This window comes from Rhodococcus sp. AB351 (assembly GCF_049538275.1).
In the GTDB taxonomy this organism is placed as follows: domain Bacteria; phylum Actinomycetota; class Actinomycetes; order Mycobacteriales; family Mycobacteriaceae; genus Rhodococcus.
This window is the reverse complement of sequence record NZ_JBMVFW010000004.1, coordinates 88,174-107,659: the sequence shown is the minus strand read 5'-3', so window position 1 is coordinate 107,659 and position 19,486 is coordinate 88,174. Positions and strand designations below refer to the sequence as shown.

At 68.7% G+C, this 19,486-nt stretch carries 19 protein-coding genes; 13 read left to right on the top strand and 6 right to left on the bottom strand.

Annotated elements, in window-relative coordinates:
• The first annotated feature begins 51 nt into the window (after positions 1 to 51).
• Together ACPCXD_RS10995 and ACPCXD_RS10990 are read left to right on the top strand one after the other, a co-directional pair.
• Positions 52 to 339 carry a putative quinol monooxygenase gene (locus ACPCXD_RS10995; RefSeq protein WP_059382096.1) on the top strand — a complete coding sequence of 96 codons (288 nt, stop codon included), beginning with the start codon at positions 52 to 54 and terminating at the stop codon, positions 337 to 339.
• 122 nt (positions 340 to 461) lie between these two features.
• Positions 462 to 623, top strand: a complete 162-nt coding sequence (locus tag ACPCXD_RS10990; protein WP_016933301.1) for a hypothetical protein — start codon at positions 462 to 464, stop codon at positions 621 to 623.
• Between the two features lie 27 nt (positions 624 to 650).
• Here ACPCXD_RS10990 and ACPCXD_RS10985 read toward each other — a convergent pair whose 3' ends face one another.
• Together ACPCXD_RS10985 and ACPCXD_RS10980 are read right to left on the bottom strand one after the other, a co-directional pair.
• On the bottom strand, positions 651 to 989 hold the full coding sequence (locus ACPCXD_RS10985) for a metallopeptidase family protein (protein WP_229568523.1): 339 nt from the start codon (positions 987 to 989) through the stop codon (positions 651 to 653).
• Between the two features lie 13 nt (positions 990 to 1,002).
• Positions 1,003 to 2,061, bottom strand: coding sequence for a septum formation family protein (locus ACPCXD_RS10980; RefSeq protein WP_016691841.1), 1,059 nt, complete (start codon positions 2,059 to 2,061; stop codon positions 1,003 to 1,005).
• Positions 2,062 to 2,097: 36 nt separating this feature from the next.
• Here ACPCXD_RS10980 and ACPCXD_RS10975 point away from each other — a divergent pair, with 36 nt between their 5' ends.
• Entirely contained in the window at positions 2,098 to 2,490 is a 393-nt protein-coding gene (locus tag ACPCXD_RS10975; protein WP_423659546.1) for an ankyrin repeat domain-containing protein, read from the top strand.
• 11 nt (positions 2,491 to 2,501) lie between these two features.
• The gene (serS, locus tag ACPCXD_RS10970; RefSeq protein ID WP_423659545.1) at positions 2,502 to 3,764 is read left to right on the top strand and encodes a serine--tRNA ligase; all 1,263 of its coding nucleotides are present in this window, start codon (positions 2,502 to 2,504) and stop codon (positions 3,762 to 3,764) included.
• 78 nt (positions 3,765 to 3,842) lie between these two features.
• On the opposite strand, the gene ACPCXD_RS10965 is transcribed toward serS, so the two are convergent.
• Positions 3,843 to 4,343: a PaaI family thioesterase gene (locus ACPCXD_RS10965; RefSeq protein ID WP_088896834.1), complete on the bottom strand. Its 501-nt coding sequence runs from the start codon at positions 4,341 to 4,343 to the stop codon at positions 3,843 to 3,845.
• Positions 4,344 to 4,435: 92 nt separating this feature from the next.
• Between ACPCXD_RS10965 and ACPCXD_RS10960 the strand changes: the two genes are divergently transcribed.
• Positions 4,436 to 5,638: an MFS transporter gene (locus ACPCXD_RS10960; RefSeq protein WP_423659543.1), complete on the top strand. Its 1,203-nt coding sequence runs from the start codon at positions 4,436 to 4,438 to the stop codon at positions 5,636 to 5,638.
• Between the two features lie 14 nt (positions 5,639 to 5,652).
• On the opposite strand, the gene ACPCXD_RS10955 is transcribed toward ACPCXD_RS10960, so the two are convergent.
• Both ACPCXD_RS10955 and ACPCXD_RS10950 read right to left on the bottom strand, forming a co-directional pair.
• Entirely contained in the window at positions 5,653 to 7,203 is a 1,551-nt protein-coding gene (locus ACPCXD_RS10955; protein WP_088896832.1) for a Rieske 2Fe-2S domain-containing protein, read from the bottom strand.
• 52 nt (positions 7,204 to 7,255) lie between these two features.
• The gene (locus ACPCXD_RS10950; RefSeq protein WP_160876648.1) at positions 7,256 to 8,071 is read right to left on the bottom strand and encodes a hypothetical protein; all 816 of its coding nucleotides are present in this window, start codon (positions 8,069 to 8,071) and stop codon (positions 7,256 to 7,258) included.
• Positions 8,072 to 8,134: 63 nt separating this feature from the next.
• Between ACPCXD_RS10950 and ACPCXD_RS10945 the strand changes: the two genes are divergently transcribed.
• Both ACPCXD_RS10945 and ACPCXD_RS10940 read left to right on the top strand, forming a co-directional pair.
• Positions 8,135 to 8,950, top strand: a complete 816-nt coding sequence (locus tag ACPCXD_RS10945) for a lysophospholipid acyltransferase family protein (RefSeq protein WP_016692615.1) — start codon at positions 8,135 to 8,137, stop codon at positions 8,948 to 8,950.
• A gap of 55 nt (positions 8,951 to 9,005) precedes the next feature.
• Entirely contained in the window at positions 9,006 to 9,842 is an 837-nt protein-coding gene (locus ACPCXD_RS10940) for a Cof-type HAD-IIB family hydrolase (RefSeq protein WP_088896829.1), read from the top strand.
• A 25-nt stretch (positions 9,843 to 9,867) separates the two neighbouring features.
• Here the strand turns inward: ACPCXD_RS10940 and ACPCXD_RS10935 are convergent, their stop codons facing one another.
• On the bottom strand, positions 9,868 to 12,018 hold the full coding sequence (locus ACPCXD_RS10935; RefSeq protein ID WP_088896828.1) for an N-acetylmuramoyl-L-alanine amidase: 2,151 nt from the start codon (positions 12,016 to 12,018) through the stop codon (positions 9,868 to 9,870).
• Between the two features lie 273 nt (positions 12,019 to 12,291).
• Between ACPCXD_RS10935 and ACPCXD_RS10930 the strand changes: the two genes are divergently transcribed.
• The 6 genes from ACPCXD_RS10930 to ACPCXD_RS10905 all read left to right on the top strand — a co-directional run bounded on the left by ACPCXD_RS10930 (position 12,292) and on the right by ACPCXD_RS10905 (position 19,485).
• Positions 12,292 to 13,851 carry a SpoIID/LytB domain-containing protein gene (locus ACPCXD_RS10930; protein WP_423659539.1) on the top strand — a complete coding sequence of 520 codons (1,560 nt, stop codon included), beginning with the start codon at positions 12,292 to 12,294 and terminating at the stop codon, positions 13,849 to 13,851.
• Positions 13,852 to 13,993: 142 nt separating this feature from the next.
• The gene (locus ACPCXD_RS10925) at positions 13,994 to 14,746 is read left to right on the top strand and encodes a MerR family transcriptional regulator (protein WP_423659537.1); all 753 of its coding nucleotides are present in this window, start codon (positions 13,994 to 13,996) and stop codon (positions 14,744 to 14,746) included.
• 72 nt (positions 14,747 to 14,818) lie between these two features.
• Complete coding sequence (gene glf, locus ACPCXD_RS10920; RefSeq protein ID WP_016692620.1) at positions 14,819 to 16,039, top strand: UDP-galactopyranose mutase; 1,221 nt, start codon at positions 14,819 to 14,821, stop codon at positions 16,037 to 16,039.
• Between the two features lie 50 nt (positions 16,040 to 16,089).
• Positions 16,090 to 17,988 carry a glycosyltransferase gene (locus ACPCXD_RS10915; RefSeq protein ID WP_160877654.1) on the top strand — a complete coding sequence of 633 codons (1,899 nt, stop codon included), beginning with the start codon at positions 16,090 to 16,092 and terminating at the stop codon, positions 17,986 to 17,988.
• Positions 17,989 to 18,025: 37 nt separating this feature from the next.
• Positions 18,026 to 18,583, top strand: coding sequence for a phosphatase PAP2 family protein (locus tag ACPCXD_RS10910; protein WP_160877642.1), 558 nt, complete (start codon positions 18,026 to 18,028; stop codon positions 18,581 to 18,583).
• Complete coding sequence (locus ACPCXD_RS10905) at positions 18,580 to 19,485, top strand: decaprenyl-phosphate phosphoribosyltransferase (protein WP_016692623.1); 906 nt, start codon at positions 18,580 to 18,582, stop codon at positions 19,483 to 19,485. Before ACPCXD_RS10910 ends, ACPCXD_RS10905 begins: the two co-directional genes overlap by 4 nt.
• Position 19,486 lies beyond the last annotated feature (1 nt).

Genomic DNA, 19,486 nt, shown 5'->3' with positions numbered 1-19,486 from the left:
ATGGGGAAATGTGGTGAGGGCAGTCACATCGCACATCACGGAAGGTCTCCCATGGCGCTCACCGCTCTGCTCGAACTCGAATTCAAGGCCGACTCCCTCGACGACGCGAAGAAGGTCATGACCCGCGTGCTCGACGAGACGCGACAGTTCGACGGATGCGACGGCATCGAGATCCTCGTGGATCAGAAGAACGAGGCCCGCTGGGTGGTCGTGGAGAAGTGGCGCTCGGCCGAGCACGACGCCGCCTACCGCAAGTTCCGCGCCGGCGAGGGCGCCATCACCGACCTCGGACCCCTCCTTGCGGGAGCGCCGAAGCTCGAGCACTTCACCACCCTCTGAGTCCCCACCGGAGCGCGGGCGGAGTCGGTCGTCACCCGGCGGAACGCGGGCGGTAGGGTGACCCCCGGGGCGGACGTGTGCCGTTTGCCTCGAAGTGACATCGACTGTGGAGGTAACCGGGCATGTTGGAACTCTTCGGCGTCATCGTCGTGTGGCTCACCGTGGCCGTCGTCGCTGTCGGAACCGTCATCATGTTCGTCGTTTCGACGCTCAGCCCGCACTTCGGTCAGCGCAAGGCCAAGGGACCCCGCCTCGACAAGGCGACCGCGGCCCGCAACAAGTAGCACCCGGTACCGATCGCGAAGAGCGCCTCAGCCCCAGCCCAGCTGGTGGAGGCGCTCTTCGTCGATTCCGAAATAGTGCGCGATCTCGTGGACGACGGTGACGAGCACCTCGTGCACGACGTCGTCGTCGTCCTCGCAGATGTCGAGGATCGCGTCGCGGTAGATCGTGATCGTGTCCGGTAGCGATCCCGCGTAGTGACTGTCGCGCTCGGTCAGCGCGACACCCTGGTACAGACCCAGCAGATCCGGTTCGTCCTCGTGGCGCGGCTCGACGAGGACGACGACGTTGTCGATCGCCCGCGCGAGTTCGCGGGGGATCTCGTCGAGCGCTTCCGAGACGAGCTCGTCGAAGTGCTCGTCCTCCATGTGCACCGGCACGTCACGACCCCGGCAGGGGAACGGCGCCCGGCAGCGGCGTCGGCAGCGATCGGCCTTCCGGCACGGGCGGCGGCGGCACCGGCGGCTGGCCGTCGATGAGGATGTCGCCCTTGGCGCTGCCGGTGATCGACGAGAAGCCACCACCCTCGACCTGCTTGCCGATCGAGCAGTTCACCTTGCGGCTGCCGGCGAGCCAGCTGTCGTAGTCGAGGTTGTCCCAGAACAGCGTGAGGGTCTTGTTGCGCAGGGCCTCGGGATCGCCGAGGTACTCGTTGACCAGGCGCGTGCAGGTCTCCTCGAGATAGCCGTCCTGGTCCTCGATGCTCGGCAGGCCGCCGGGGAACTGTCCACCCAGGTCGACGACCGCGACGACCTCGAAGGCGTGCGGCTTGGAACACTCCACCGGGTCGGCGGGCACACCGTTGTTGATGCCGATGCAGACACCGACATCCCACGCCCGCGACTGATCCTGATCGGCGACCCGGCCCTTGATGGGCAGCAGGTTGCCGGTGGTCGACGAGAACTGCAGGCCGCACCGCAGCGTGCGCTCGCCGGCCGCCCAGCCCGCCTCGCCGGGGTTGATCAGGCCGATGCTGAACTTGCCGTGCGGGTCGAACCGGCCGTCGAGGTAGTCCATCGCGGCGGGTGCGCACTGCTCGTCGCGGAGCTCGGTGAAACGCGTGACCGACGGGAACCGCGATCCCGGCCCCCACTCGGTGCCGGGATACAGGCTCAGGTCGATATCGGCGACCACCTCGAACAGGTGCGTCTCGGCGCAGTCGACCTTCGCGAGGTCGCTCGCGTCGAGAGCACTCCAGGTCAGGCAGTCACCGGCGGTGGCGGTACCGAACGCCTCCCCGGCGACCGCGCCGGTCGTGCTGATGCCGGCGCCGCCGCTGTCGTCCCCGCCGTCGGCGCCCTGGAACCCCGCGACGACGAACGTCGCGATCGCCGCCAGGACGGCACCGGCCGCGACGAGCACGAGGGCGCGTCGGGTCAACCGCGCCGAGGGCGGGCGCCGGTCGGGCTTGGGCTTGTTGTCTTCGGCCATCACTTCCATCATGCCTGTTCGAGTGGACGCAGGTAGTTTCGGCTCATGGCCGACGACCCGATCGATCCCGAGATTCTCGAGATCGCCAAGCAGACCTTCGACGCCGCCCGCCAGGGAGACGTCGAGACCCTCACCGCGTACGTCGATGCCGGGGTACCGGTGAACCTCACCAACGAGACCGGCGACACGCTGCTCATGCTGGCGTCCTACCACGGTCATGCCGAGGCCGTACAGGCCCTGGTCGAGCGGGGAGCCGACGTGAACCGGCTCAACGACCGCGGCCAGTCGCCTCTCGCGGGTGCGGTCTTCAAGGGCGTCGAGGCAGTGGTGAGGGTGCTCGCCGAGGCCGGCGCGGACCCGCGTCACGGGCACCCCACCGCGGAGGACACGGCGAAGATGTTCGGGCGCGACGACTACCTGGAACTCTGGCAGCGGTAGGCTTCGATTCCGTGATCGACCTCAAGTTCCTCCGCGAGAATCCCGACGCCGTCCGCGAGTCGCAGCGCATGCGGGGAGAGGACCCGGGCCTCGTCGACGTGCTGCTCGAGGCCGACGCCTCCCGTCGCGCCGCGGTCCTCGCAGGCGACAACGCACGCGCCGAGCGGAAGGCCCTGGGCAAGAAGGTCGGCAAGGCGTCCCCCGAGGAACGCCCCGCGCTGCTCGACGGCGCCAAGGAGCTGGCCGCGAAGGTCAAGGAACTCGAGGCCGAGCAGCACGCCGCGCAGGAGGCCTTCGATCGCGCGCACCTCGCGATCTCCAACGTCGTGCAGGACGGCGTGCCCGCCGGCGGCGAGGACGACTTCGTCACGCTCGAGACCGTCGGCGAGCTGCCCACCTTCGACTTCGAGCCGAAGGACCACCTCGCGCTCGGCGAGTCGCTCGGGCTCATCGACATGGAGCGCGGCGCCAAGGTCTCCGGTGCCCGGTTCTACTTCCTCACCGGTTACGGTGCGCTGCTGCAGCTGGGTCTGCTGCAGCTCGCCGCTCAGAAGGCCACCGCGAACGGGTTCACGATGATGATCCCGCCCGTGCTCGTGCGTCCCGAGGTCATGCAGGGCACCGGCTTCCTCGGCCAGCACGCCGACGAGGTGTACCGGCTCGAGGAGGACGACCTCTACCTCGTGGGCACCTCCGAGGTGCCGCTCGCGGGCTACCACTCGGGCGAGATCCTCGACCTGTCGAAGGGGCCGAAGCGCTACGCGGGCTGGTCGTCGTGCTTCCGTCGCGAGGCGGGCAGCTACGGTAAGGACACCCGCGGCATCATCCGCGTGCACCAGTTCGACAAGGTCGAGATGTTCGTCTACTGCCGGCCCGAGGAGGCCGCGGCGGAGCACGAGCGTCTGCTGGCCTGGGAGCGCGACATGCTCGCCGCCATCGACGTGCCGTACCGCGTCATCGACGTCGCCGCCGGAGATCTCGGGTCGTCGGCGTCCCGCAAGTTCGACTGCGAGGCGTGGGTGCCCACGCAGGAGCGCTACCGCGAGCTCACGTCGACGTCGAACTGCACCACCTTCCAGGCGCGTCGCCTCAACATCCGGTACCGCGACGAGAACGGCAAGCCGCAGACCGCCGCGACCCTCAACGGCACGCTCGCGACCACCCGTTGGCTCGTGGCGCTGCTCGAGAACCATCAGCAGGCCGACGGTTCGGTGAAGGTGCCCGAGGCCCTCGTCCCGTTCGTGGGACGCGAGGTGCTCGAACCCGCCGGCTGATCTTCATCCGCTACAGAATCGGCTTCCCGCTACGGCAATTGCCGTAGCGGGAAGCCATTTTCGTAAGGGATGCAGTTGTCAGCGCAGGATCAGGCAGGTGGTCGAGCCCGTCGCGAGCAGGCGGCCCTCGGAGTCGCGGGCCTCGCCGCGCGCCGTCGCCGTGCGACGTCCGGTGTGCTCGCAGAAACCCTGCACACGGATGACGCCCTTACCGGTCTGCACCGGGCGGACGTAGCGCACCTGCAGGTCGAGGGTCGTGTACCCGACCCCGGCCTCGAGAGTGCTCGACACGCAGAAGCCCATCGCGGTGTCGAAGAGGGTGGCGAGCACGCCGCCGTGGATGCTGCCCACCGCGTTGGCGTGGAACTCCTGCGGCTCGAGGGTGACCTCGGCGAAGCCCTCGCCGGCATCGGTGACGGTGAAGCCGAGCGTGCGGGAGGTGGGGTGGTGCGGGATCGTCCCGTCGATCAGCCCGAGCAGGAAGTCGAGTCCGTGCATGTCGCGGTTGGCCGCCGACGTCGGTGCCGGGTCCTCCCACGTGTAGGTACGCTGCCGCTGCTGTTGCTCGTCCGTGCTCACGATGACCGACCGTATCCCACCTCCGGAGGGGTGACATGTGGAGCCGGGCGTGCCATTCTCGTTGCATGCGCCGTCGATGTTGATCCGATCCGGTGACCTCGCTGTCCGCGCGGGTGGTCGCGTACGCGTCCGTCCGTGAGTTCGTGCCGCTCTACGGCCTGTACGCGCTGCTGTTCGAGGATCACGGTCTCGACACCCGCTCGATCTCGTCGCTGTTCGTCCTGTGGTCCGTGGTTGCCTTCGTCTCCGAGGTGCCGTCGGGTGCGTGGGCCGACACCGTCTCCCGTCGCGGTCTGCTGTTCGGCAGCGGCGCCCTCCTCACCGCCGCGTTCACGACGTGGCTGATCTGGCCCGGTTACTGGGGGTTCGCGCTCGGTTTCGTCCTGTGGGGCATCAGCGAGTCGATGAAATCCGGCACCTTCGAGGCCCTCGTCTACGACGAACTCGCCGCGCGCGGGTGCGAACACCGGTACGCGGCGATCATGGGATACGCCAACGCGGGTGAGATGACGTGTGTCTTCGTCGCGATCCTCACGGCGGCACCGCTGTTCGAACTCGGTGGGTACGCGCTCGTGGGCTGGGTCTCGGTCGCGATCACCGTCGTCGACATCGCGCTCGTGGGAACGCTTCCGGCTGCACCGAAGGTGGAGGAGGCCGACGAGATCGCCGGCAGCGGCGACACCGTCCTCGTCCGCTACATGTCGTCGCTGCGGGCCGGCACGTCCGAGATCCGCACCGACCGGGCGGTGCGACGATCGGTCGTCCTCGCGGCCGCGCTGCTCGCCTGCCTTGCCTTCGACGAGTACTTCGCTCTCCTCGCACGCGAATCGGGAGCGGAGACCGGATTCGTGCCGGTGCTGGTCGCGCTGACGGCCGTCGGGCAGGTGGTCGGTGCCGCGACCGCCGGACGGACGGCGACGATGAGCGGCCGCACCATGGGTGCCGTCGTGATGGTCGGATCGGTACTGATCGCCGGTGGTGCCCTCGCGGGAGGGATCGCCGGGTTCACGGCGATCGGTGTGGGTTACGGCGCTCTGCACAACACGGCGATCGTCGCCGAGGCGCGCCTGCAGGACACGATGTCCGGTCGTGCCCGGGCGACCGTCTCGTCCGTCGTCGGCCTGACGAGCGAGGTGCTGTCGGTGGCGATCTTCGCCGCCTACGCGCTCGGCTCGCTGTGGTTGCCGATGGCGGTGCTGGTCGCGGTGACGGTGCTCCCACTGGTCGGGCTGGGCGTGGTCGCGCCGAGGCTGTTGCCCGCGGCGCGACCCGCCGCGACCGAACGGGAGCGGTGACTACCGGGTGCGGATCACAGCTTGGTGCTGCGCAGTTCGTGACCCTTCGACGTCTTGCAGCGGCCCGATTCGAGATCCCACTGCCAGCCGTGCAGGTTGCAGGTCAGCGTGGTGCCGTCGACGACACCGAACTTCGACAGGTCCGCCTTCAGGTGCGGGCAGCGACGCTGGATCTCGTAGCCGCCCAACTCGATCGACGCCGAGTCGTCGTGTGCCTCGGCGAACCAGCCGTCGGCGTACGCGATGCGCTCGTCGGTCAGGCACTTGAAGAAGGTGTAGAGGAACTCGTTGTATCCGCCGATGCGCCAGGCCGTGAACCGGGTGGACAGGAAGATCGTGTTGACCCAGTCGGGCTCGTCGTCGCGCAGCACCGTGCGCACGAGCTCGGGAGCGATGCGGAAACCGTAGCGGTACTTGCCTTCTCCCTCGATGGGTTCGCGCACGACGCGCTTCGGGAAGTCGAGCACCACGGTCTCGTCGCCCATCACCAGACCCACCGGATAACCGATGCCGTCGCAGATGAGATCGGACTGCGCCATGATCGGCTCGAACTTCGCCTTGAGCGCGGGCAGCAGCGGCTCGCCCTCGGCGGGCGCCCAGGCCGCCTTCTGCGCCGCGATCACCGGAGCGAAACGCTGCGCCATGTCCTCGATGTAGACGGCCTTGTTCGTGAAGATCGCCTCGACCTGCTCGTCGGGGATCGGGTGCGTGAGCGTCATGTGCTCGCTGCCCTTCAGATCCACCACCGAACCCGGGATCATGAGCAGACCGCCCTCGCGGCCGTGGATGCGCAGCTGCTCGAGGAAGACCTGCTGGTCGGGGAAGATGTTGCCCTCGTCGCCGTGGTCGTCGTTGAGGTCGCGCAGGTCGTCGTCGAGGAAGACCGGCGGACCGGCGGACGGCACGATCCACGTCGCGTCGACCTGGTCGATGTAGCTGCGGCAACGGTCCATGCCGCGCTGGCGCTTCTGCTTGCCGAAGTTGGCCTTGGTCTTCTTCGGGATGTCGTAGACCATCGGGTACCAGATGGCGCCCGAGTACTGCAGCAGGTGGATGTCGATCTTCCCGAACGCCTCGTGCATGACGTCCATGTCGATCGGCCGCGCGTCGTTCATGTTGAACACGGTCGACTCGCCGTCGGAGACGATCAGGCCCGAGTCGCCGATCGGTCCGTCGGCCGGCGCGCGCAGCGCGATGATCATGATGTCGAGATCGCCCTCGGGCCCACTCACCGTGTGCTTGACGGAGTCGGTGGTCTCGAAGAATTTCGAGAAGCCGAGCTTCTCGAGCTCGCGACGCAGGTCCGGCACCGGATAGTCGGGCAGCAGGACGGTCGCGTCCTTGTTGACGTGCTTGCTCAGCGTGTCGGGATCGAAGTGATCCTTGTGCAGATGCGAGACGTACAGGTAGTCGACGTTGCCGAGAGCGTCCCAGTCGAGACCGGTGTTGTCCGGGAAGGGCACCCACGAGGCGAAGTACGCGGGCGTGACCCACGGATCGCACAGGATGGACCCCGCTTCGGTCTGGATGTGGAAACCGGCGTGTCCGACGCTGGTGATCTGCACTTCGTACCCTCCTGACGTGCTGACCGACGCCTACCAGGGTAGGCGCCGCCCGTCAGTCCATTGCGCCCAGGCAGTACCCGTTGCTCCCCGTCGTGAGCAGGACCACCAGGTCACGGGGTGTGTCGGCCTCCACGATCGGAATCGTCACACTCGTGTACGCCTCCGAGATCGGCGTGACGGAGGCGGCCGCGGCGTCGAAGGATTCGAGGTCGCCGAGGACGTCGGGATCGGTGGCCAGCGGCGGCACGCCCGGGTTCCCGGTACCCCACGGATCCCATGTGCCCCGCGCCTCACACACCAGCGGGTACCGCTCCTCGGTGTCGTCCGGGTGCACCGGCTCACCGATCGCCCGTCCCAGGAATCGTTCGACGGCGTAGCGGGCGTCCTCGTCGGTGTAGCCCGGCGCACCGGTCGGGTTCACGTACGGGCACGCGTAGCCGGACGCGATCTCGCTGCGCAGGACGGACACGTCGATGCCGCCGGCCGACCACGTCACCGCGTACTGGCCGTCCCTGCCCGGCTGTTGCACCGCGGCGGTGATCGCGTCGACGTCGGCGTACATCTGCCGGGCCCGCTCCGGGGCGATCGTCCAGCACCTGCCCACCACATCGACGCCGCCGGCGAGGTCGTTCGTCCACGCCTGCAGCGCCGCGGTGGCGGCGGGATTGCCGGGGACGTCCCCGACGACCACCGTGGGCGTCGCGGCGGGGGTGGTGGTCTCCTCGACGGTGTCCACCGCGCTCGGCTCCGGACTCTCGGACGGGATGCCGGACTGCCCGTCGCCCTCGCAACCGGTGACGGTGAGGACGACGGCGACGGCGAGGCCGGCGAGTGCGAGTACGTCGGGCTTTCGGGGGAGGGTGCGCACAGCTTTGCCTTTCGACGATGATCACGGTCGTTCCTCCACCGGGGCCCCGCTAGGCTGACCGGCGTGGAACCCTTCTATCGGACCATCATCGGTGTCGCCCGCACGCTCTTCGCAGCGCAAGGGCTGAAATTCTCGATCACCGGGGCGGAGAACATCCCGGCGACGGGTGGCGCGGTCATCGCGATCAACCACACCGGCTACATGGACTTCACCTACGCCGGGATCCCCGCCCGGGCCACCAAGCGGTACATCCGCTTCATGGCGAAGAAGGAAGTCTTCGACCACAAGGTCTCCGGCCCCATGATGCGCGCGATGAAGCACATCCCCGTCGACCGCGGCGACGCCGGCGAGTCCTACCGACTCGCCGTGGAGGCGCTGCGTGCCGGGCAGCTCGTGGGCGTGTTCCCCGAGGAGACGATCAGCCGCAGCTTCGAGCTCAAGGCGTTCCGGTCCGGTGCGGCGCGGATGGCGAACGAAGCCGGTGTCCCGGTGGTCCCCATGGTCATCTGGGGGTCGCAGCGGGTGTGGACGAAGGGCCACCCGAAGCGGCTCGGACGTACGAACACCCCGATCACCATCGAGGTGGGCGCCCCCATCCAGCCGTTCGAGCCGGCAGCGGAGATGACCGCGCAGCTCCACGCGACCATGGAGGAGATGCTCCACCGGGTCCAGGACGGTTACACCCACGAGTCCGGTGCCTACTGGGTGCCCCGCCGGCTGGGCGGATCCGCGCCGACCCTCGAGGAGGCAACCGCCCTGGACGAGGCCGCGGCCGCCGAGCGCCGCGCGCGGAAGGCCCGCGAACGTGCCGCCCGTGAAGGTGCTGCCGGTAGCGGCAACGACGACGCAGGCGGCGACCGCGGTACTTCGGCACAATGACGGAGTGAACGCAGAGTCGAGTCGAGAGCCGTATCGGGACCACAGCACGGACGCGGTGCGTCCTGCGTCCACGGACGCGTCGCGTCCCGGATTGGTGGCCACGGACGTGGACGGCACCCTGATCGACGACACCGAGAAGGTGTCCGATCGGACCCGCGCCGCGGTGCATGCGGTCGTCGACTCCGGTGTTCCGTTCGTCCTGGCCACCGGCCGCCCGCCGCGCTGGATCGCGCCGGTGGTCGAGGAGCTGGGTTACGCGCCGATGGCGGTGTGCGCGAACGGTGCCGTGCTCTACGACAGTTCCACCGACCGGGTGCTCAGCGCCGCGGTGCTCGAGGTCGACGAACTGGCGTGGCTCGCCGAGGTGGCCTCGTCGGTACTTCCCGGTTGCGGTCTGGCCGCGGAGCGGGTGGGGGAGCGGGCCCACGACGCCGCGACGCCGCAGTTCGTCAGCGCTCCCGGTTACGAGCACGCCTGGCTGAATCCGGACAACACCGAACTCGCCGAGCACGAGGTGATCGGTGAGCCCGCCATCAAGCTGCTCGTCCGGCTCCCCGGCGCGACCAGCCGGGAGATGGCGGAGGCTCTCGTGCCGAAACTGCATGGGCTGGTCGACGTGACCTATTCGACGACCCACGGACTCATCGAGATCTCCGCGGCGGGGGTCACGAAGGCGTCCGGTCTCCAGGAGATGGCCCGGCTGCTCGGCGTCTCACACGAGAATCTCGCGGCCTTCGGCGACATGCCCAACGACATCCCGATGCTGACGATGGCGCGTCACGGTGTGGCGATGGAGAACGCGCATCCGGACGCGAAGTCGGTCGCAGACGAAGTCACCGCCACCAACGTCGAGGACGGGGTGGCCCGCGTTCTCGAACGGTGGTGGCGGTGACTCGTTCCTACCGGTGCGCTGCGGGTCAGCCCGCGGGCGCCGGTTCGGGTGCCGGTTCCGGCGCAGGTGCCGGTTCGGGTCCGGGTTCGGGCGCAGGAGCACCCTCGGGTGCGGGTCCTGCGACGTCGGCCGGCTGATCCTGCATCGCCTGGTCGTAGGCGTCGTCGTAGGCGCGCAGCACCTTGGTGACGACACCCGTGACCTCGTTGAAGATCAGCGAGCCGAACTCGAAGTCCGAACGCCAACCGTCCGGCACCCGGTACTCGTCGCTGGTGGGCAACCCCAGCTCACCAGCGTCGAGTCCGTTCTTCTCCCACGCCTTGTAGATCTCGCCGAGTACCGTCCACGTGCCGCCGTTCGGTGACGTGTAGATGGCACCGTTGACGAAGTTCACTCGTTCGAAACCGCTCTTGACCGCGGGAAGGATCGAGGTCACCGCCTGCCCGAGCCGTCCGAGTTCGCCGCCTTCGGCGAGCCACTTCTGGACCAGCGGGTGGCCGCTGAGGCGGATCAGTTCGTCGACGACACCTTCGGCAGTGTCGGCCGAGCCCGAGGCGAGCGCTCCGACGTTGACGTCCGGCACGTTCGGCTTCGGATTCGACGGTGACGGGTTCGAAGGCTGGGGGTTCGAAGGCTGGGGGTTCGAGGGCTGCGGGTTGGACGGCTGCGGGGCAGTGCCACCGCCACCGCCCTTCGCCGCAGCGGCGGCGATGTCGCGGATCTTGCCCATCTGCGAGTAGCCGGCATCACCCGGGCAGCTGGTGTTGCCCACGTCGCGGTGCGCGAAGATGATCGGCAGATCCACCGCCGCACCGCGCGGGTACGGGGTGAACGACGTGCCCTCGGAGTACATCGTGGTGCGGCCCTTGGGATTCAGTCCCGCGCGGGCCAGACGCCAGCCGAGGAACTTGCCGACCGACTCCACCGCGGCCTGCGGCGGGGCCTGGGTCGAGAAGTCGCCCATCATCGCGATGCCGTGCGTGTTCTCGTTGAACCCACCCGCGTGGGCGCCCTGGACGTTGCGCTCGAGACCACCGGCGCGACCCTCGAAGATCTGGCCGTACTTGTCGACGAGCGTGTTGTATCCGATGTCGCACCAGCCGAGCGTGCGTGCGTGGTACGCGTAGATCGCGCGCACGATCTCGGCCGATTCGGCCTTGGAGTAGTTGTTGCTGCCCGCGGTGTGGTGCACGGTCGCGCCACCGAGGGAGTCGTCGTAGGTCGGGTTCTGGCAGCGCATCGACTCGTCGGCACCCCACTGCTGGCGGGTGATCACCTTCAGGCCGGAGTTGCCGAGCGGGCTCGCGATGTCCTCGAGTCGCGCGTCGGCCTCGCTGCTGCCGGGCGAGATGAGCACGGCGCTGACCGCCTCGGCAGCTGCCTGCAGCGGATTCTCGCGCAGCGGCTTGGACGACGATGCGGGCACGTATCCGAGGTCGGGCGCATCGGCTGCGGGTGCAGCGACCGGCGCGGGTGCCTCGTCGACGGGGACCGGGGCCTCCGCCGGGGCCTCGGGAGCAGGGGCTGCAGGAGCGGGTGCCTCCGGGGCGGGTGCCTCGGGAGCGGGAGCAGGGGCTTCGGGTGCCGGCGGGGCCTCCGCGCCGGCGAGGTTCGGTTCGGGGCCGGGACGCGGCGTCAGCAACACCTGCACCGCACGCGTGGCGCCGACGTAGATCGGTTCCGTGCCGGAGCGTCCCTCGTTCGTGGCGTCGTCGGCGCGGGTCTCGATCGGCTGGGTCGCGGTCCACGGACCCCAGCTGCCGTCGTCGTGCTGCGCGCGGATGAGCGCGTCGGTGGCGGCGACGTCCTCGGCGGCGAGGGCGACGAGGCTGAACGGGGTGTCGCGGGTGAGTTCCTTGACGGTCGCACCGACGCGCTGGACGAGTCCGCCGTTCGGGTCGGGAGCAGTCGTGATCTGCGGGAGCCCGTCGACGATCTCCTTCAGGCTGAGGTCCGGCAGGTTGAGGCCGGTCAGTTCCTCGAGCGGGATGATCAGGTCGGGCACCGAGGCGAGCACGACTTCCGCGATATCGGGTGCCACTGCCTCGACGGTGTCGTTGGCATTCCGGATCTCGGGAGCGGTGCTGGTCAGCCCGGTGACGGCGAAGGGCGTCGCGACGGCCAGGGCGGCGACGGCACCCAGGACGATCGACGGCTTGGGGCGGCGATGCGGCACTGTTTGCTACTCCCTGTCGTTGGTGCTCCAGCGGACGGTTCCGACTTCGGATCGTCCCTTATGTGTCGCTTCCGTAGTCCGGTTCGGACACGAAAGTTCTGTAACTCGTGATTCTTGTGTTGCTTCTGTGACATTTGTTGCCTAGCTCCGTCACTCTTGTCACACTAGACGCAGCAAACCTTAAGCCTCAACCTGAGCTTGAGGATCGGTCGAAATTGTCCGATATCGCGGATCACGAGTTCGCGCCTACAGCGACAACGAGGGAGCAACGTCATGTCACGACAGTCCATCGGGCGCAGAGGCAAGATCCGGAGGCGGCGCATCATCCTCGGCAGGCCGCTGCGCAACGGATGGCGTCCCTCCGTCGCCCGTGCTGCCGCGATCGGGGTCGCTCCCGCGCTGCTCGTCGGAGCCGGCGTCGGCGCGCTCGTCCAGAGCAACCAGGCGGCACCGGGTGTCGTGCAAGCGGTTTCGGCCGACACTCCCTTCACGTTCAGCGGCTTCGGTCACGGCCACGGTCGCGGCATGGGGCAGTGGGGTGCCTACGGCTACGCCCAGGACGGGTGGACCGCCGAACGGATCATCGGCCACTACTACGGCGGCACCGAACTCGGCACGGTCGACGACGCGATGATCGCGGTGCGTCTCATGGCCCGCGACGACCACACCCTCGACGTCTACTCCGACACCGGCATGATCGTCGCCGGCAAGCAGCTCGCGCCCGGTGAGGCCGCGCACCTGACACCCACCCCGGACGGCGGCGCGAACGTCGTCGTCACGGAGGGCTGCAGCGGCGACGTGCTGTGGCAGGCCGCCACCGACCTGCCGTGGGTCGATCCGATCGACCTCGCCGAGGACCGTCCCGCGAACGAGCACCTGACGATGTGCTCGGACGACAAGACCTACCGCGGTGCCCTCGGTGTGGTGCTCGACGGCACCGCCCCGCGCACCGTCAACCGCCTCCACGTCGAGGACTACCTGCGCAGCGTGGTCCCCGCCGAGGCACTGCCCGGCTGGGCCGACACCGGTGGCGCCGAGGCGCTGCGGGCACAGGCCATCGCCGCGCGCTCCTACGCCCTCGCCGAGAAGCGTCACGAGAAGTGGCAGACCTGCGACACCACGGACTGCCAGGTCTACGGCGGGTCGGGCGTCGAGGATCCGCGCACGGACGACGGTGTGCGCACCACCCGCGGAACCGTCCTGATGAAGGACAGCGAGGTCGTGCGCAGCGAGTTCTCCGCCTCCACCGGTGGCTACTCGGCCGGCGGCACCTTCCCGCCCGTCGAGGACGAGGGCGACAAGGTCGCCCCGAACCGCGAATGGGCCAAGACCTTCACGGCGGCCGAGATCGGCAGCAAGTTCGGCGTCGGCGACCTCCAGGCTTTCGAGGTGCTCTCCCGCAACAATCTCGGCCCCGAAGGCGGTCGCGTGACCCGCGTCCGTGTGGTCGGCTCCGACCGCACCATCGAGACGACGGGTGCCGAGGCGCGGACCAAGCTGGGACTGCGCTCCGACTGGTTCACCGTCAAGGAAGGCATCGACGAGGACGCCCCGGAGGTCACTCCGGCACCCGAACCCGGCCCGGAGACCGGCACCGATCCCTTCGGCAGCGGCACCGGCACCTCGCCCATCGAGCAGGCCTACCTGGATCTCGGCGGCGTCGACAGCGTGCTCGGCTCGCCCATCGGCCCCGAGCTGATGCTGCCCGACGAGATCGGCAAGTTCCGGATCTTCACCGGCGGCGCGATCGTGTGGACACCGGACCTCGGTGCTCAGGTCATCGACGCGAGCTTCCTGAAGGACTGGTTCCCGAGCACGGGTAGCGCCGAGTAATCCCACGGCACACCTCGACCGGCCGGTCGCCCGAACGGGGCGACCGGCCGGTGGCGTTCCGGCACCCCGACGACGAGTGTTGACATTGACGCAACGTCAAGATGCACGCTGGTCGTAGCCGGAAAGAAGAGGAGGTGGGCACGTGCGGGAATGGTCGATCCAGCAACTGGCACGCGCCGCCGGTGTCACCAGCCGCACGCTGCGGCACTACGGCGAGGTGGGGGTGCTGCGTCCGAGCCGCACCGGCAGCAACGGCATGCGGTTCTACGACGAGGACGCACTCGTGCGTCTCCAGCGCATCCTGCTGCTCCGCGACCTGGGGCTGGCTCTGCCCGCGATCCGCGACGTGCTCGCCGGTCACGACGACACCGCGAGCGCACTGCGCACCCACCTCGACCTGCTCGAACACGAGCGCCGGCAGTTGGACCGCCGTATCGCGGCGGTGCGCACCACCTTGGCGAAGACGGAGAGAGGGGAGGAACTCGTGGCAGACGAAGTGTTCGACGGGTTCGACCACACGCAGCACCGGGACGAAGTGATCGAACGGTGGGGCAAGGACGCCTACGACTCGGGCGACCGGTGGTGGCGGGGCATGGACGACGCCGCCAGGCACGACTGGATGAAGCAGGTCGAGCAGCTGAACCACGACTGGATCGCGGCTGCCCGGGCCGGGCTGGACCCCGCCGGGCCCGAAGCACAGGACCTCGCGCGGCGGCACGTCGCCTGGCTGTCGTCGATTCCGGGCACCCCGGGAGGCGGCACTGCGGAGGGCAGTCCGCGGGAGTACGTGCTCGGTCTCGCCGACATGTACGTCGAGGACGAGCGTTTCGCAGCGAACTACGGAGGACGTGAAGGCGCCGAATTCGTCCGTGACGCGCTCACCCACTACGTGTGAGTGTGACGGCCCTCTCGGTCCGCCCGGACCGAGAGGGCACCTCCGCGACGGAGTCGCATACCCTGGTCTCCCGTGACTGCTGCATCAGCGCCCCAGCCCTCCACCGGTGAGTACGACCTGATCGTCGTCGGCTCCGGATTCTTCGGACTGACGATCGCCGAGCGCGCGGCCACGCAGCTCGGCAAGCGAGTGCTCGTGATCGAGCGTCGCCACCACCTCGGTGGCAACGCGTACTCCGAGCCCGAGCCGGAAACCGGAATCGAGGTCCACAAGTACGGTGCCCACCTGTTCCACACCTCCAACAAGAGGGTGTGGGACTACGTGAACCAGTTCACCGATTTCACCGGCTACCAGCACCGCGTGTTCGCGATGCACAAGGGCCAGGCCTATCAGTTCCCGATGGGTCTCGGACTGGTGTCGCAGTTCTTCGGCCGGTACTTCAGTCCCGACGAGGCACGCGCCCTCATCAAGGAGCAGGCCGCCGAGATCGACACCGCCGAGGCGAAGAACCTCGAGGAGAAGGCCATCTCCCTGATCGGCCGCCCCCTCTACGAGGCGTTCGTCCGCGACTACACGGCCAAGCAGTGGCAGACCGACCCGAAGGAACTGCCCGCCGGCAACATCACCCGGCTGCCCGTCCGCTACACCTTCGACAACCGCTACTTCAACGACACCTACGAGGGTCTGCCGGTCGACGGTTACACGGCATGGCTCGAGAACATGGCGAAGGACGAGCGGATCGAGGTCCGGCTCGACACCGACTGGTTCGCGGTGCGCGACGAGATCCGCGCGGCCAGCCCCGACGCTCCCGTCGTCTACACCGGCCCGCTCGACCGCTACTTCGACTACTCCGAGGGTCGCCTCGGATGGCGCACCCTCGACTTCGAGACCGAGGTGCTGCCCACCGGCGACTTCCAGGGCACCCCGGTCATGAACTACAACGACGCCGACGTGCCCTACACCCGGATCCACGAGTTCCGGCACTTCCATCCCGAGCGCGACACCTACCCGGCCGACAAGACGGTCATCATGCGGGAGTACTCGCGGTTCGCCGAGAACGACGACGAGCCGTACTACCCGATCAACACCTCCGAGGACCGCGAGAAGCTGGGCGCCTACCGCGCCCTCGCGAAGCAGGAAGCAGCCGAGAACAAGGTGCTCTTCGGTGGCCGACTCGGCACCTACCAGTACCTCGACATGCACATGGCGATCGCCAGCGCGCTGTCGATGTTCGACAACGTCCTGGCCCCGCACTTCGAATCGGGAGCGCCCATCGCCGGGGATGCCTCGTGAGCGCCGCGAAGCACGCCGCGGCCGCGAACGCCGGCAAGCACGAGGCGGCCGTGAGTGTTCCCGTCGCGGAGCAGGACGGCCTGCTCGGCCGGTCGTTGCTGCAGCGCATCATCCTGCCGCGACCGGGCGAGCCCCTCGACGTGCGCACGCTCTACCTCGAGGAGTCGCCCACCAATGCGCGTCGCGCCCACGCGACGAGCCGGACGACGCTGGCGATCGGCGCGGAGTCCGAGGTGTCGCTGTGCACCTACTTCAATGCCTTCCCGGCGAGCTACTGGCGTCGCTGGAGCACGCTCGGTTCGGTGGTGCTGCGTCTCGAGCTCACCGGCCACGGCCGCGTCGACCTGTACCGCAGCAAGGCCGACTCGAGCCGCATCCACGTCACCGGACGTGAGTTCCGCGGAACGGAGACGATCGTCGAGATCGACGCCGACCTCGGTCCGTTCGAGGACGGCGGCTGGCTGTGGTTCGACGTGACCACCGACAGCGACGTCACCCTGCACGCCGCCGGCTGGTACGCACCCGTCGAGGCGCCCGGCCGTGCCTCGGTCGCCGTGGGCATCCCGACCTTCAACCGTCCCGCCGACTGCGTGAAGGCGCTGCGTGCGCTCGCGTCCGACCCGCTGGTGATGGACGTCGTCGACGCCGTCATCATCCCGGACCAGGGCACCCGCAAGGTGCGCGACGAGGCCGACTTCGCGGAGGCCGCCGAACCCTTCGGTGCTCGCCTCGTCATCCACGACCAGGGCAACCTCGGTGGCTCCGGTGGTTACAGCCGCATCATGTACGAGGCGCTGAAGACCACCGATGCTCCCTACATCCTGTTCATGGACGACGACATCGAGATCGAACCCGACTCGATCCTGCGCGCCCTCGCCCTGTCGCGTTTCGCGCGGACCCCGATGCTCGTCGGCGGGCAGATGCTCAACCTGCAGGAACGCAGCCACCTGCACACCATGGGCGAGGTCATCCACCGCGCGAACTTCATGTGGGGTGCCGCCCCGAACGTCGAGTACGACCACGACTTCTCCACCAAGCCGCTGCGCGACCGGGAGAACTCGAAGCTCCTGCACCGCCGCATCGACGTCGACTTCAACGGCTGGTGGATGTGCATGATCCCGCGCGTCGTCGCGGAGGAGATCGGCCAGCCCCTGCCGTTGTTCATCAAGTGGGACGACGCCGAGTACGGCCTCCGGGCCCGCGAGGCCGGCTACCCGACGGTGACGATGCCCGGCGCCGCGATCTGGCACATGGCGTGGAGCGACAAGGACGACGCCATCGACTGGCAGGCGTACTTCCACCTGCGCAACCGGCTCGTCGTGGCCGCGCTGCACCAGCACGGCGACCCCAAGGCGATGGTGCTCGACACCATCAAGGCCACGATCAAGCACCTCGTGTGCCTCGAGTACTCGACGGTCGCGATCCAGAACAAGGCCATCGAGGACTTCCTCGCCGGCCCGGAGAACCTGTTCGATCTGCTGCCGCGCGCCCTCGGCGAGGTGCACGCACTGCGGAAGAACTTCCCCGACGCGGTGGTGCTGCCGTCGTCGACCGAACTGCCGATGGCATCCGGCGCCGAGGTCGGCGCCGTGGGCCTGCCCGAGGGTGCGGTCGCGAAGGTCAAGCGTCTCGCGAAGGGTGTACTGCACAACGTGCGCCCCGAGAACCGCGAGCACCACGAGCGGCCGCAGCTGAACGTGCCGACCATCGACGCGCGGTGGTTCCTGCTCTCGCAGGTCGACGGCGTGACGGTCACCACGGCGGACGGTCGGGGTGTCGTCTACCGTAAGCGCGATCGTGCGCAGGCCCAGGCCCTGCTCACGGAGGCGCTCCGGTTGCGACGCGAACTCGCTCGCCGGTTCCCCGAGATGAAGAAGCGGTACCGGGACGCGGTTCCCGCCCTGACCAGCAAGGAGGAGTGGGAGCGTGTCTTCGGTATCGGCAACTGACAGCAGCGCTGCGGCCACGACCGCAGACGGTGCGGCTGTGGACGGTGCAGCCGCGGACGGTGCGGCCGCACGTCACTGGAGGAGCACCGACACCGAGGTCCGGATCCTGCAGACCGTCCAGGCCACCGCCGGTGCCGTGCCCGCCGCGACGAAGATCGCCCGCGGCATGTCGCACTTCGGTGAGCACGCACTCGGCTGGATCGCGATCGGCGCCGCCGGCGCCCTCGTCGACCGCCCCCGTCGCCGCAAGTGGGCGAGCGTGGCGGTCGGTGCGTTCGGTGCCCACGCGGCGTCCGTCGTGATCAAGCGGGTCGTGCGCCGGCCGCGGCCGGTGGACCCGACGGTGCAGGTCAACGTGTCCACGCCGAGCCGGTTGAGCTTCCCGTCGTCGCATGTGACGTCCACGACTGCGGCGGCCGTGCTGCTCGCCCGCACCACCGGGCTACCCTTTCCCGCGGTGCTCGTGCCGCCCATGATGCTGTCCCGCCTGGTGCTGGGCGTGCACTATCCGACGGATGTACTGGCGGGTGCGGCACTCGGTGCGGCGTCCGCGGCCGTCGTGGCGCGGGCAGAGACGAAGTGGGGAGATCGATGAGCGAGGAACCGGCGCCCGTCAAGGAGGCGCCCAAGAGCCTGGGCGCCGGGATCGTCAAGGCGGTCCGTCCCCGACAGTGGGTGAAGAACGTCCTGGTGCTCGCGGCCCCGATGGCGGCCGGCTCGGTCACCCAGGTCGACGTGCTGCTGCCCGTCGCGCTCGCCTTCGTCGTCTTCTGCATGGCCGCCTCCGGCATCTACCTCGTCAACGACGCGATGGACGTCGAGGCCGACCGTGCACACCCCACCAAGCGGTTCCGGCCCATCGCGGCCGGCGTGCTCCCGGTGCGACTCGCGTACATCCTCGCGGCGGTGCTGCTCGTCGGCTCGATCGCGCTGTCGTTCGTCGCGAACTGGCAGCTCGCCGTCGTCATGGCCGTGTACATCGGCATCCAGCTCGCGTACTGCTTCGGGCTCAAGCACCAGGCCGTGCTCGACATCTGCATCGTGTCGTCGGGCTTCCTGATCCGTGCCATCGCCGGTGGTGTGGCCGCCGAGATCCCGCTGTCGCAGTGGTTCCTGCTGATCATGGCGTTCGGGTCGCTGTTCATGGCGGCCGGCAAGCGATACGCCGAACTGCGCCTCGCGACCCGCACCGGCGCGAAGATCCGCAAGTCGCTCGAGTACTACACCGAGACCTACCTGCGGTTCGTGTGGACGGTCGCGGCGACGGCGGTCGTGCTCTGCTACGGCCTGTGGGCGTTCGAGCAGGACAACGTGGCCGGCTCCAACTGGTACGCGATCTCGATGATCCCGTTCGTCGTCGCCATCCTGCGCTACGCGGTCGACGTCGACGGCGGTGAAGCCGGCGAACCCGAGGAGATCGCCCTGAAGGACCGGGTGCTGCAGTTGCTCGCAGTGGTGTGGATCCTGGTGGTCGGCGGTGCTGTCTACCTCTTCTGAC

Bases quoted from the DNA above. Each gene is read 5' to 3' on its own strand.
- ACPCXD_RS10995 (WP_059382096.1), top strand. From the start codon at position 52: ATGGCGCTCACCGCTCTGCTCGAACTCGAATTCAAGGCCGACTCCCTC.
- ACPCXD_RS10990 (WP_016933301.1), top strand. From the start codon at position 462: ATGTTGGAACTCTTCGGCGTCATCGTCGTGTGGCTCACCGTGGCCGTC.
- ACPCXD_RS10985 (WP_229568523.1), bottom strand. From the start codon at position 989: ATGGAGGACGAGCACTTCGACGAGCTCGTCTCGGAAGCGCTCGACGAG.
- ACPCXD_RS10980 (WP_016691841.1), bottom strand. From the start codon at position 2,061: ATGGAAGTGATGGCCGAAGACAACAAGCCCAAGCCCGACCGGCGCCCG.
- ACPCXD_RS10975 (WP_423659546.1), top strand. From the start codon at position 2,098: ATGGCCGACGACCCGATCGATCCCGAGATTCTCGAGATCGCCAAGCAG.
- ACPCXD_RS10930 (WP_423659539.1), top strand. From the start codon at position 12,292: ATGTCACGACAGTCCATCGGGCGCAGAGGCAAGATCCGGAGGCGGCGC.
- ACPCXD_RS10905 (WP_016692623.1), top strand. From the start codon at position 18,580: ATGAGCGAGGAACCGGCGCCCGTCAAGGAGGCGCCCAAGAGCCTGGGC.